The sequence below is a fragment of the Nocardioides sp. SYSU D00065 genome, from assembly GCF_017916425.1.
Taxonomy (GTDB): domain Bacteria; phylum Actinomycetota; class Actinomycetes; order Propionibacteriales; family Nocardioidaceae; genus Nocardioides.
The window spans coordinates 273814-285886 of the sequence record NZ_JAFMSX010000002.1 but is presented as its reverse complement, the minus strand read 5'-3'; the positions used below and the strand labels follow the sequence as shown (position 1 = coordinate 285886).

Genomic DNA, 12073 nt, shown 5'->3' with positions numbered 1-12073 from the left:
ACGAGCAGGCGTCAGCGGGTCTCGCGGTGCGCGGTGTGGTTGCGGCAGCGCGGGCAGAACTTCTTCAGCTCGATCCGGTCGGGATCGTTGCGACGGTTCTTCTTGGTGATGTAGTTGCGCTCCTTGCACTCGGTGCACGCGAGCGTGATCTTGGGGCGAACGTCAGAAGACTTGCTGGCCATGGGAGATCCTTGGGTTGCAGGGTGGTGCGGTGTGAGCGGGTGGTAGCGGGGGCGGGACTCGAACCCGCGACACCACGATTATGAGCCGTGTGCTCTAACCACCTGAGCTACCCCGCCGCGGAGGAAGGACGCCCCCGGAGGAGGTCCGACCCAGAGCCCCTTTACGGAATCGAACCGTAGACCTTCTCCTTACCATGGAGACGCTCTGCCGACTGAGCTAAAGGGGCAACGACGGAGAACTGTACACACGCCCCGCCACGATGAGAAATCGGCTCGGACCGACCCTCAGACCGCCTGTCCGGCCGCCTGTCCGGCCGCCTGTCCGGCCTCCTGGATCCGGGGCCAGCCGACGGCTTCCTCGAGCTCGTAGGCCAGGCCCAGCAGGCGTGCCTCGCGCCCCACGCCGGCGCCGAGCATCATGCCGTGCGGGAGTCCGCTCGCGGTGGTGGCGAGGGGCAGGGAGATGGCGGGTTCGCCGGTGGCGTTCTGCAGCGGGGTGAAGGCCACCCAGTCCATCAGCCGGCTCATGATCTCCTCGTAGTCCTGGTCGGGGCGCAGGTGCCCGACCCGGGGGGTCTCGGTGGCCAGCGTCGGCGTCAGGGTGACGTCGTACGACGCCCGGTGGCGCGCGGCGAGCCGCTGCGAGGCGCGGAGCACCGCGATCGAGAGCGGCTGCTTGTGCAGGTTGCGTGCCGCGTGCCGGGCCAGCCCGAGGGTGAGGTTGTCGAGCCGCGCGGGGTCGAACGTCGGTCCGAAGTCGCGGCGTCCGCGGCGGGCGATGACGAGCGCGAGCATCGACCAGAACCGCACGAAGTGGTCGGGGAAGCCGGCCGGGACGGGGTTGTCGATCTCCTCGACGTGGTGGCCGAGCGACTCCAGCAGCGCCGCGGTCCGCAGCGTCAGCTCGCGTACCTCGGGGCTGCTGTCGCGCCCGATGCCGCGGGTCACGACCGCGATGCGCAGCCGTGCCCGGCTGGGACGGGTGACGTCGCCGACCGGTACGAGCAGGGGGTTGCGCCAGACCTTCTCGGCCTCGCGGTAGAAGGCCGCGGTGTCGCGCACGCTGCGGGTCAGCACGCCGTCGGAGACGATGCGCACCGGCATGTCGCGCAGCCTCCGGTCCTGGGCCAGCCGGCCGCGTGTGGGCTTGAGCCCGACCAGGCCGTTGACAGCCGCCGGGATCCGGATCGAGCCACCGCCGTCGTTGGCGTGGGCGATGGGAACCGCACCCGCGCCGACGAGCGCGGCCGAGCCCGCCGACGAGGCGCCGGCGTAGTGCTCGGGGTTCCACGGCGAGCGCACCGGCCCCAGCCGCACGTGGTCGGCCGCCCCGGAGAAGCCGAACTCGGAGAGCTGGGTCTTGCCCAGGGCGATGAGCCCGGTCGCGAGGTACATGCGGGCGAAGTCGCCGTCGGCCGGCGCCGGCTCGGCCGTGAACGCGTCGGCGCCGTGCTGGGTCGGCATCCCGGCCACGTCGACGTTGTCCTTGACGAAGGTCGGCACCCCGGCGAACCAGCCGCCGCGCGGGTGGCGAGCCTGCTCGCGGGCGCGGTCGTAGGCGGCGTACGCCACCGCACCGAGCGTCGGGTCGACCCGCTCGGTGCGAGCGATCGCCGCCTCGACCACCTCGGGGATCGAGACCTGGCCGGCCCGCAGCGCGGCCACCAGCGCGGTGGCGTCGAGGTCACCCAGGGCGTCGTCGGCGAAGGCGTGCACGCGCGTCATGGCGCGAGGCTAGTCCGCGCAGCCGCGGCGGTGGCAGCCCTCCAGGTGGTCGTCGACGAGGCCGACGGCCTCCATGAGGGCGTACATCGTCGTGGGCCCGACGTGGGCGAAGCCCGCCTTCTTGAGCGCCTTCGACAGAGCGAGGGACTCCGGCGACGCGGTCGGCACGTCGGCGCTCGTGCGGGGCGCGGGCGCCGGCGCGGGCCGGAACGACCAGATGAACGCCTCCAGCCCGCCGCTGTCGCGCAGCGCCACGGTCGCGCGGGCGTTGGCGATCGCAGCGTCCACCTTGCGGCGGTTGCGCACGATGCCGGCGTCGCCCATCAGCCGCTCGACCTCGGCGGGACCGTAGGCGGCGACCACGTCGGCATCGAAGCCGGCGAAGGCGGCGCGGAAGCGCTCCCGCTTGTCGAGGATGGTCCGCCAGGAGAGCCCGGACTGGAACGCCTCGAGGGTGAGGCGCTCGAGGTGGGCGGCCTCGCCGTGGACGCGCAGTCCCCACTCGGTGTCGTGGTAGGCCTGCATGACCGGGTCGCCGGCGCCCCAGGGGCACCGGGCCAGGCCGTCGTCGCCGAGCACCGCGCCCTCAGCACCCACGCCGGTCAGCGCCTGAGCTTGAGCCGGACGTGGGGCAGCTCGGGGGCGGGGATGGGCGCGAGGTCGAGGTCCACCACGCCGAAGCGCCCGTCGGCCACCGCCGTGCCGGTGTCCACGACCGCGCCGTCGGCGGTGATCTGCTGCTGCCACTCGTCGCGGTAGCCCACGATCTCGTCGTGGGTGCGGCCGATGAAGTTCCACCACATGACGATGGCCTCGCCGAAGGGCGGTCCGCCGAGCAGCAGCAGGCGCGCCTCCTCGTGGGCGGTGATCGTGAGCGTGGTCCGCCCGGCGGGGACGAAGGCGAGGTCGCTGGGCTTGATCTCCTCGCCCTCGACGGCGACCAGGCCGACGTCGAGCAGGACGCCGTGCTCGAAGGACTCGTCGACCTCGATCTCGAGACTCCTGCCGGTGGCCAGCATGAGCTCGGCCCCGAGCAGCGGCGTGTGGGTGGTCACCGGGGAGCTGGCGCCCAGCAGCGAGCCCAGGAACACCCGTGCCTCCCAACCGGGTCCGCGCACCGGCCGGGGCGCGAAGTGCTCGAACCCCGGCTCGCAGTGGCGGGTCGCGTCGGGCAGCGCGATCCACAGCTGAGCGCCGTGCAGCACGTCGGTGTCGGGCGTGGAGACCTCGGTGTGGCTGATCCCGCGCCCCGCGGTCATCAGGTTGAGCTCGCCGGGACGCACGGTGGCGAGGCTGCCTACCGAGTCGCGGTGCTCGAGCGCGCCGCCGAAGAGCCAGCTCGCGGTCTGCAGGCCCGTGTGCGGGTGTGCGGGCAGCACCATGCCGCCGGTGTCGCCGACCCTGTCGGGGCCGTAGTGGTCCACGAAGCACCACGCGCCGATCAGGGACCGGTGGCGCTGCGGGAGCGTCCGTCGTACGCGCATGGCCCGGGGACCTCCCAGCGGCACCTCGCGCGGGGTGAGCACGTCGATCTGCGTCATCGTCGGCCACGGTACCCGCAGGGGTGAACGCGCGGGCCGGAGTCACACCACGCCCGACTTAAGTCGCAGGCGTGCCGGCGTGGGTTCGAGGCCTGTGGGGGTAATCGCGTCGTGCCGACGGCGTGCGGCCCCTTAGTGTCGACCACGACATGCAGGACTTCCCACCCCGGATCGCGACGTTCTTCCCCGATCCAGACGACGCCCCCACGCCCGTTCCCGACACCCGGTCGCCGGTGGCGTTCCTGCGGTGGGTCATCGGCCAGCAGAAGGCGCTGGTCGCGCTCTCGACGCTGTGCTACTCGCTGTGGTTCCTGCCGATGACGCTCGGCCCGTGGATCTTCGGCCGGGCCGTCGACGACGGCATCGTGGGCGACGACACGGCCGCCCTGGTGGGCTGGGCGGCACTGCTGCTCGGCGTCGTGGCGATCGGCGCCGTGTTCGGCATCGTCTCGCACACGCTGGTGGTGCGCAGCTGGCTCATCGCCCTCTACGGCACGCTCGAGATGGTCACCCGCAAGGTGGCGCAGATGGGCCACGTGCTCCCCCGCCGCTCGCCGACCGGCGAGGTGCTGAGCGTGGCCTCCAGCGACTCCGACGAGTTCGGCGCGCTGACCGAGATCGCGTCGCGCACCGCCGGTCAGCTCGTGTCCTACCTGACCGTGGCCTTCATCGTGCTGACGATGTCGTGGCAGCTCGGACTGCTCACGCTGGTCGCGGCGCCGGTGCTGGTGGGCGCTGCCCTGCCGCTGCTGCGTCCGCTGCACCGTCGCCAGCAGCTCGAGCGCTCGCGCACCTCCGACCTCACCTCACTGGCCACCGACATCGTCGCCGGACTGCGCATCCTGCGCGGGATCGGCGGCGAGCAGACCTTCGGCGCGAACTACGACCGCCAGTCGCAGTCGGCCAAGCAGGCGGGCGTGGCCGCCGGCATCTGGCAGGCGGTGGTCGAGGCCGTCGGCGTGCTGCTGTCGGGCATCTTCCTGGTGACGCTCGTGTGGCTCGGGACGCGGCAGGTGGAGGCCGGGACGCTCAGCGTCGGCGAGCTCATCACCTTCCTCGGCTACGGCCTGTTCATGGTCGGACCGATCCGCACCTTCTTCGAGTTCGCGCAGAAGGGCGTCCGCTCGCTGGTGAGCGCGCGCAAGGCCATCGCGATCTTCGAGCAGCGGCCGCCGTGGCGCGACCCCGCCGAGCCCGTTGCGCTCGACGGCTCCGCGGCCCTGCACGACGAGGCCAGCGGGCTCACCGTGCAGCCGGGCGTCCTCACCGTGGTCGTGAGCGCGGTGCCGGAGCAGAGCTCCGCACTGGCCGACCGCCTGGGCCGCTACCTGCCCGCCGACACCGACCCCGTCCCCGCGGTCGACGACGACGGCGCCAAGGGCCGCGCGGCCCGCCGGGCCCGCGCGGAGCGGGCCCGCGAGCGCGCCCGCATCGCCGCGCTGGACGAGGAGAAGGCGCGCCGCGACTGGGGCGTCACCCTGGGCGGCGTCGACCTGGCCCGCGCCGGCCTGGCCGAGGTACGGCGCCAGGTGCTGGTCAGCGACACCAGCAGCCAGCTGTTCGCGGGCACGTTGCAGGACGCCGTCGACCCGCACGGCCGGCTGACCCGCGAGCAGGCCGAGCACGCCCTGCGGGTCGCCAGCGCCGAGGACGTGTACGACGCGCTGCCCGAGGGCTGGCAGGGCCAGCTCGAGGAGCGCGGCCGTGGGCTCTCCGGCGGGCAGCGGCAACGCGTCGTGCTGGCCCGGGCGATCGCGGCGGACCCGCCCGTGCTGGTGCTGGTCGAGCCCACGTCGGCGGTGGACGCCCACACCGAGGCCCGCGTCGCGGCGCGGGTCGCGCAGACCCGGCGCGGTCGCACCACCGTGGTCACGACGGTCTCCCCGCTCTGGCTGCACCACGCCGACCGCGTGGCGCTCCTCCACGACGGCACCGTCGTGGCCGAGGGAGACCACGCCGACCTGCTGGCCGCGAGCGAGGAGTACCGGCGCGTGGTCGCCCGTGCGCTCGACGAGGAGGAGATCGTCCGATGAGCACCGACCTCCTCGCGACCTCCGCCGACACCTGGCGCGACCGAGCCGACGACCCGCCCGCGATCCCCCCGGAGCTGCGCCCGCCGGTGGGCGCCGGCCTCCGTGAGCGCAACCGCGCCCTCTGGCAGCGCCACGAGTTGCGCCGCCAGCGTGCCGAGGACGTCTACGACGCCTCGCGCAACCCGGTGCGGGGCTGGCCGGTGTCGGGCAACCGCGCGGTCCTCGCGTTCTTCGCCGACCTCGTGCGCCGTCGCCGGCGCTCCTTCGTCGTCCTCGTCGCCCTCAACGCGCTCGCCGCCGGCTCCGCGCTCGTGGTGCCGCGCCTGCTCGGCGAGCTCGTCAACCGCGTCGAGTCGCAGGGCACCGCCGTCCAGGGACTCGACGCGCTGGCCCTCACCGTCGTGGGCGTCGTGGTGCTGCAGGCGCTGTTCACCTTCGGCGCCCAGCGGACCTCGACGCACTTCGGCCAGGACCTGCTGGCCTCGGCGCGCGAGTACGTCGTGGGCACGATCCTGCGCCTGCCGGTGGGCCGGGTCGAGGGCGCCAGCACCGGCGACCTCGTCACCCGGGTCACCCGCGACGTCGGCACCATGGCCCGCTCGGTGCAGTGGGGCGTGCCGCGGCTGCTGATCTCGCTGCTCACCGTCGTGCTCTCGGTCGTGGCGATGCTGCTCAACTCGCTCGTGCTCGCGGTGCCGGCGCTGGTGGTGTTCGCACTCTGCACACCGGCCGTGCGCACCTACCTGCGTCGCGCGCCCAAGGCGTACATCACCGAGGGCGCGACGTACTCGCGGATCAACACCACCCTGACCGAGACCGTCGAGGGCGCGCGCACCGTCGAGGCGCTCGGCCTCTCGCACGCCCGGGTGCGCGCGGGCGCCGACGACATCGAGGTGTCGGCGCAGGCCGAGCGCTACGGGATGACGCTGCGCAACGTGCTCTTCGCCGCCCTCAACGGCGCCTTCCAGGTGCCGCAGGTCGTCACGTTGCTGGTGGGCGCCTACGGCTACAGCCGGGGCTGGGTCGACCTGGGCCAGATCACCGCCGCGATGCTCTACGTCGTCGCGCTGGCCGAGCCGCTCGACGCGGTGATCGGCGAGGTCGACCGGCTGCAGGTCGGCGCGGCCTCGACGAGCCGGCTGCTCGGCATCGCCGAGGTGCCGCCCGACCGCGAGCCGGGCGACCGGCTCCCCGAGGGCAGCGAGCTGGTCGGCGAGGACCTCCGCTTCGCCTACCGCGAGGGCCACGACGTGCTGCACGGCGTCGACCTGCGGCTGCGTACGGGCGAGCGGCTGGCCGTGGTCGGCCCGAGCGGCTCGGGCAAGTCGACCCTGGGCCGGCTGCTGGCGGGCATCAACCGCCCGCGCACCGGGACGGCCCGCGTCGGCGGCGTCGACCTGGTCGACCTGCCCCTGGAGGTGCTGCGCACCGAGGTCGCGCTGGTCACCCAGGAGCACCACGTCTTCATCGGCACCGTGCGCGACAACATCGTGCTCGCCCGCGAGGACTCCACCGACGACGCCGTACGCGAGGCGCTGCGGGCCGTCGGGTCCCTCGCCTGGGTCGAGCGGCTGCCCGACGGGCTGGACACGATGATCGGGTCGGGGCGCTACGCGCTGACCCCGGCGCAGGCCCAGCAGGTCGCGCTGGCGCGGCTGATCATCGCCGACCCGCACACGCTGGTGCTCGACGAGGCCACCTCCCTCATCGACCCCCGTACCGCTCGCACGCTCGAGGGCTCGATGAACAACCTGCTGGAGGGCCGTACGGTCGTGGCGATCGCGCACCGGCTGCACACGGCGCACGACGCCGACCGCATCGCGGTGGTCATCGACGGGCGCATCGCCGAGCTCGGCAGCCACGACGAGCTGGTCGACCTCGACGGGGAGTACGCCGCGCTCTGGCGCGCCTGGTCGTCCTGACCGGCGGCCTGGTGTGGCCGGCCCGTACGGCCGAGCGCCCCGTTCGGATCCGGCGGACATCGTGGAGGATCCGCGTCACCTGGTGACTCGGATCCTCCACGATCCCGGTGATTTCCCCGGCTAGCCGGGGATCGCAACGTCCGGAGGCCGGCCCCGCCCGGCCCCGCCGCGCTCAGCCCGCCGGCGCCGGGGTTGACGCGCGGTGCCAGCGCCAGCACAGCCAGCCGAGCGCGACGCAGGCGGCCGCGGTGAGCGCGAAGCCGAGCACGGAGCGCCCGGCGTACGGCGCGAGGACGGCGGCGCTGACCGCGTTGAACACCAGGGTGAGGAAGGCTCCGGCCGACACCACCGCGCCGCGGCGGGTGGGCACCAGGTCGAGCATGAGCAGCTGGATGTTGGGGTAGGCCAGGCCGTTGCCGAAGGCGATGAGGGCCACGCCGGCGACCGCCCAGGGGAGCACCTCGCCCGCGGGCGTGAGCGCCACGACGACGCCGAGGACCGCGCCCGCAGCGCTGGCGGCGTAGCCGACCGAGACCAGGCGCGTGCTGGTCACCAGCCGACCGACGCGCCCGCTCACCATCGAGCCGACGACCATGGACCCGATCATCGGGACGAAGAGCTTCCAGAAGTCGAGCTCGCCCTCGCCCAGCAGGTCGACGACGAAGATCGAGGCGCCGCCGATGTAGAGGAACTGGGCACCGAAGACGAGCGTGCCGGCCCACGCCATCCGGTGGAACGCCGGCACGGCCAGGACGGTCGTGAGGCCCCGGACCACCTCGCCCACCCGCAGCGGCACCCGGCGCTCGGGCGGGTGACTCTCGGGGAGCAGCGCGAGGGTGGCCGCCACGAGGAGCAGGGCCAGGCCGGCCATGAACCAGAAGACCGTCTGCCACGGACCCGCCTGGATGAGCAGACCGCCCACGATCGGCGCGAGGGCCGGCGCCACCCCGAAGATGACCGCGACCTGGCTCATCATCCGCTGCGCCTCGGCGCCCTCGAACAGGTCGCGGATGACCGTGCGGCTCACGATGGTGGAGCCGCCGGCGGCGAGTCCCTGCACCACGCGGCCCACGAGCAGCCACTCCAGCGTCGGGGCGAACGCGCACGCCACCGACGCGACGGCGTACGCCAGCAGTGAGCCGAGGATCACCGGGCGCCGCCCGACGGCGTCGGACAGCGGTCCGTGGAACAGGCTCATGGCGGCGAACGACAGCATGTACGCCGTCACCACCAGCTGCAGCTCGGCCGAGGTCACGTCGTAGGCCTCGCCCATCTCGGCGAAGGCGGGGAACGGCGTGTCGATGCTGAACGGACCGATCATGGACAGCGTCGCCAGCACGACCGGGATCAGGGCGACGGCGCGCGCCGTCGACCGAGCAGACGACGGGGCGCTCACGCGTCGAGGCTGCGGTCGAGGTTGATCACGGCGCTGATCAGGCTCAGGTGGGTGAACCCCTGTGGGAAGTTGCCCAGCTGCTCGCCGTTGAGGCCGACCTGCTCGGCGTAGTGGCCCAGGTGGTTGGCGTAGGTGAACATCTTCTCCAGGGCCAGTCGCGCGTCGTCGTAGCGGCCCGCGCGGGTGAGTGCCTCGACGTACCAGAACGAGCAGAGCGAGAAGGTGCCCTCGCCGTCGGGCGCGCTGTCGTCCCCGGCCCCGATGCCGTCCTCGTAGGCCGACGGGTCGTAGCGCAGGACCAGGCTGTCGGTGACCAGCCGCTCCTCGACGTGGGCCAGTGTGGACAGGAACCGCGGGTCGTCGGGGGCGACCATCTTGACCATCGGCATCAGCAGCGCGCCGGCGTCCAGCACGTCACCTCCGGCGAAGGCGGTGAAGGCGCCGAGGTCGTCGTTCCAGCACTCGGTCATGACGCGGTCGTAGATCGCGTCGCGGGTCGCCGCGAGCTCGGTGAGGTCGCCGGGGAGCCCGCGGCGTCGCGCGATGCGCATCATCCGCTCGACGGCGACCCAGCACATGACGAGGGAGGTGGTGTGGGTGCGCGGCTCGGCACGCATCTCCCACATGCCGGCGTCGGGTCGCTGCCAGTTGTCCATGAGCCACGACACGATGCGGCGCAGGTCGCTCCAGGCGTCGTGGCTGATGCCGCGACCGTGCTTGTCGAAGAGGTAGACGGAGTCGATGAGCTCCCCGTAGACGTCGAGCTGCAGCTGGTCCACGGCGGCGTTGCCCACCCGCACCGGCCGCGAGCCGCGGTGGCCCGCCAGGTGGTCGAGCTCGCGCTCGTGCGGGATCGCTCCGTCGAGGTCGTAGAGCACCCGCAGCGGGCCCAGGCGCTCGAGCGCCTCGCCGTCGTCCGCTGCCTCCCCCAGCCGCTCGGAGAGGAAGCGCACGAAGGCGGACGCCTCGTCGGTGAAGCCGAGGCGGAGCAGGGCGTAGACGCTGAAGGCGGCGTCCCGCACCCAGACGTAGCGGTAGTCCCAGTTGCGCGAGCCGCCGATCCGCTCGGGCAGGCTGGTGGTCGGCGCGGCGACGATCCCGCCGGTCGGCTCGTGGCACAGCAGCTTGAGCGTGAGCGCCGAACGGTCGACCCACTCGCGCCAACGGCCCGTGTAGGTGCTCTGCGACAGCCAGCCGCGCCAGAACGCGGCCGTCGCGTCGAAGAGCTCGTCGACGTCGGCCTCGCGGCAACCGCGCGCCGGCTCGTCCGGAGCCAATACCTCGAGGACGAAGAGGGCGGTCTCGCCCGCCTCCAGGCTCACCTGCGCGGTGACGGTGGGGCCGTCGAGGTGGAGAGGCACCGTGCTCGACAGGACCAGCTGCACGTCGCCGTCGGCGAACCGCGCGAGGCCCTCCTCGAGCGTGAGGTCCGCCGCGACGGTGCCGTAGTCGGGCCGAGGCGTCATCGCCATGGCGAGGTCCACCCGCCCGCGCAGCCCCACCACCCGGCGCACGAGCCGCTGCCGGTGGTCGGGGTCGTGGGCGCGCATCACGGGCATGAAGTCCTGGACCTCCACCACGCCCCGCTCGGTCATGAAGCGGGTGACGAGGATGTTGGTCTCGGGGTGGTAGTACTGCTGGCTGCGCGCCTCCGCGCTCTCGGGGCCCAGCCGCCACGAGCCGGCGTCCGGGTCGAGGATGGAGGCGAACACGCTCGGCGCGTCGAACCGGCCCGGGCAGAACCAGTCGATGGTGCCGTCGGTCGCGACCAGCGCCGCGGTGCGCAGGTCGCCCACCAGTCCGTGGTCGGCGATCGTGGGCACGGCGTCGTGCTGGGCCTCAGTCGCCATCGGTGGCGTCCCGCCCCAGCCGCCAGCCGCCCTCGGGGAGGTCGAGCGCCGCCTGCGGTCCCCAGGACTCCCGGGCGTAGGCCTGCGGGGTCGGACGGTCGTCGAGGACGGGCTGGCAGACCTCCCAGAGCCGGCGCGTCTCCTCGGCGTGGGCGAACAGGGTGTGGTCGCCGTGCAGGACGTCGAGGAGGAGCCGCTCGTAGGCCTCGAGCGGCTCGTCGCCCGGCAGCTCCTCGCCCAGGTCGAGGCGCATGGTCGCCGGGGCGAGCTCCATCTCCGGCCCCGGACGCTTGCCCAGCAGGTCGACCTGGACCGTCGCCTCGTCGGTGAGCTCCAGGACGATCTCGTCGGGGTCCAGGCCGGCACCGAAGACCGACGACTCCGGCGGTCGCAGGCGCAGGGTGACGGTGCGCCGGGTCTGCGCCATCGCCTTCCCGGTGCGCAGGTGGAAGGGGACGCCGCGCCACCGGTCGTTGTCGACCCACGCCTCCAGCGCGACGAACGTCTCCACGGTGGAGTCCTCGGCGACGTCGTCCTCGTCGCGGTAGCCGTCGTACTGGCCGAGCACGACGCGCGCGGGGTCGAGCGGCCGAACCGCGTGGAACACGTCGGCGCGGGCGCGGCGCACGGCGTCGGCGGACCACTCCCCCGGGTCCTCCAGCGCCACCGCGCCGAGGATCTGGAACAGGTGCGTGGACACCATGTCGCGCAGGGCGCCCGTCGACTCGTAGAACGAGCCGCGGCCCTCCATGGCGAGGGTCTCCGGCACGTCGACCTGCACCGAGGCGATGGTGCGGCGATCCCAGGCGGGCTCGAAGAGCGCGTTGGCGAACCGGAGCGCGAGCAGGTTCTGCACCGCCTCCTTGCCCAGGAAGTGGTCGATGCGGAAGACCTGGTCCTCCTCGAACACCTCGCGCACGTCGCGGTCGAGGTCCTCGAAGGACGCCAGGTCGAGCCCGAACGGCTTCTCGATCACCAGCCGTGCCCGCTCGGCCAGACCCTCGCGCCCGAGCATCGCAACCATCCCGGACATCGCGGTCGGCGGCACCGAGAGGTAGAGCAGCCGCCGCACCTCGCCGCCGCCGAGGGACTCCTCGACCTCGCGCACCCGCGCGGCCAGGTCGGCGCCGTCGTCGGCGTCGGAGGTCTGGAAGCCGACGCGGTCGAGCAGGTCGCGGGCGATCGACTCGTCGAGGTCGTCCACGCTCTCGCGCAGGCCGGCCAGCACCTCGTCGCGGAAGTCCTCGTCCGAGCCGGGCGAGTGCCGCCCACTGCCGATGACGGCGTACTCCTCCGGCAGGCGTCCCGCGCGGGCCAGGCGGTACAGCCCGGGGAAGAGCTTGCGCGCGGCGAGGTCGCCGCGGGCTCCGAAGAGCAGGAAGACGTGGGGCGGCAGCGCGGCGCTGGTCATGCCCGCCACGCTA

9 protein-coding genes and 2 tRNA genes are annotated in these 12073 nt (G+C 73.3%); 2 read left to right on the top strand and 9 right to left on the bottom strand.

Features of this window, described 5'->3' with window-relative positions; genetic code table 11:
* Positions 1 to 11 precede the first annotated feature (11 nt).
* The 6 genes from rpmG to J3P41_RS09375 form a co-directional block, all read right to left on the bottom strand.
* Positions 12 to 182: a 50S ribosomal protein L33 gene (rpmG, locus tag J3P41_RS09400; protein WP_090969093.1), complete on the bottom strand. Its 171-nt coding sequence runs from the start codon at positions 180 to 182 to the stop codon at positions 12 to 14.
* A gap of 40 nt (positions 183 to 222) precedes the next feature.
* A tRNA-Met gene (locus J3P41_RS09395) sits at positions 223 to 299 on the bottom strand.
* A 37-nt stretch (positions 300 to 336) separates the two neighbouring features.
* Positions 337 to 409 (bottom strand) — tRNA-Thr (locus J3P41_RS09390).
* A gap of 58 nt (positions 410 to 467) precedes the next feature.
* The gene (locus J3P41_RS09385) at positions 468 to 1907 is read right to left on the bottom strand and encodes an amidase (RefSeq protein ID WP_210650049.1); all 1440 of its coding nucleotides are present in this window, start codon (positions 1905 to 1907) and stop codon (positions 468 to 470) included.
* A 9-nt stretch (positions 1908 to 1916) separates the two neighbouring features.
* The gene (locus J3P41_RS09380; RefSeq protein WP_307861914.1) at positions 1917 to 2504 is read right to left on the bottom strand and encodes a DNA-3-methyladenine glycosylase I; all 588 of its coding nucleotides are present in this window, start codon (positions 2502 to 2504) and stop codon (positions 1917 to 1919) included.
* 5 nt (positions 2505 to 2509) lie between these two features.
* Complete coding sequence (locus J3P41_RS09375; RefSeq protein WP_210650048.1) at positions 2510 to 3448, bottom strand: pirin family protein; 939 nt, start codon at positions 3446 to 3448, stop codon at positions 2510 to 2512.
* 149 nt (positions 3449 to 3597) lie between these two features.
* Between J3P41_RS09375 and J3P41_RS09370 the strand changes: the two genes are divergently transcribed.
* A complete protein-coding gene (locus J3P41_RS09370) occupies positions 3598 to 5481 on the top strand; it encodes an ABC transporter ATP-binding protein (RefSeq protein ID WP_210650047.1) in 1884 nt (627 codons plus the stop codon).
* Positions 5478 to 7403, top strand: a complete 1926-nt coding sequence (locus tag J3P41_RS09365) for an ABC transporter ATP-binding protein (RefSeq protein WP_210650046.1) — start codon at positions 5478 to 5480, stop codon at positions 7401 to 7403. The genes J3P41_RS09370 and J3P41_RS09365 overlap by 4 nt, the downstream gene beginning before the upstream one ends.
* Positions 7404 to 7575: 172 nt before the next feature.
* Here J3P41_RS09365 and J3P41_RS09360 read toward each other — a convergent pair whose 3' ends face one another.
* Genes J3P41_RS09360 through zwf form a run of 3 tightly spaced genes read right to left on the bottom strand, consistent with a single transcriptional unit; the run spans position 7576 to position 12060 of the window.
* Positions 7576 to 8799, bottom strand: coding sequence for a multidrug effflux MFS transporter (locus J3P41_RS09360; RefSeq protein WP_210650045.1), 1224 nt, complete (start codon positions 8797 to 8799; stop codon positions 7576 to 7578).
* Entirely contained in the window at positions 8796 to 10649 is a 1854-nt protein-coding gene (locus tag J3P41_RS09355; RefSeq protein WP_210650044.1) for a glycoside hydrolase family 15 protein, read from the bottom strand. Before J3P41_RS09355 ends, J3P41_RS09360 begins: the two co-directional genes overlap by 4 nt.
* Entirely contained in the window at positions 10639 to 12060 is a 1422-nt protein-coding gene (gene zwf / locus J3P41_RS09350) for a glucose-6-phosphate dehydrogenase (protein ID WP_210650043.1), read from the bottom strand. The genes J3P41_RS09355 and zwf overlap by 11 nt, the downstream gene beginning before the upstream one ends.
* Positions 12061 to 12073 lie beyond the last annotated feature (13 nt).

Bases quoted from the DNA above. Each gene is read 5' to 3' on its own strand.
- rpmG (WP_090969093.1), bottom strand. From the start codon at position 182: ATGGCCAGCAAGTCTTCTGACGTTCGCCCCAAGATCACGCTCGCGTGC.
- J3P41_RS09385 (WP_210650049.1), bottom strand. From the start codon at position 1,907: ATGACGCGCGTGCACGCCTTCGCCGACGACGCCCTGGGTGACCTCGAC.
- J3P41_RS09370 (WP_210650047.1), top strand. From the start codon at position 3,598: ATGCAGGACTTCCCACCCCGGATCGCGACGTTCTTCCCCGATCCAGAC.
- J3P41_RS09365 (WP_210650046.1), top strand. From the start codon at position 5,478: ATGAGCACCGACCTCCTCGCGACCTCCGCCGACACCTGGCGCGACCGA.
- J3P41_RS09375 (WP_210650048.1), bottom strand. From the start codon at position 3,448: ATGACGCAGATCGACGTGCTCACCCCGCGCGAGGTGCCGCTGGGAGGT.
- zwf (WP_210650043.1), bottom strand. From the start codon at position 12,060: ATGACCAGCGCCGCGCTGCCGCCCCACGTCTTCCTGCTCTTCGGAGCC.
- J3P41_RS09355 (WP_210650044.1), bottom strand. From the start codon at position 10,649: ATGGCGACTGAGGCCCAGCACGACGCCGTGCCCACGATCGCCGACCAC.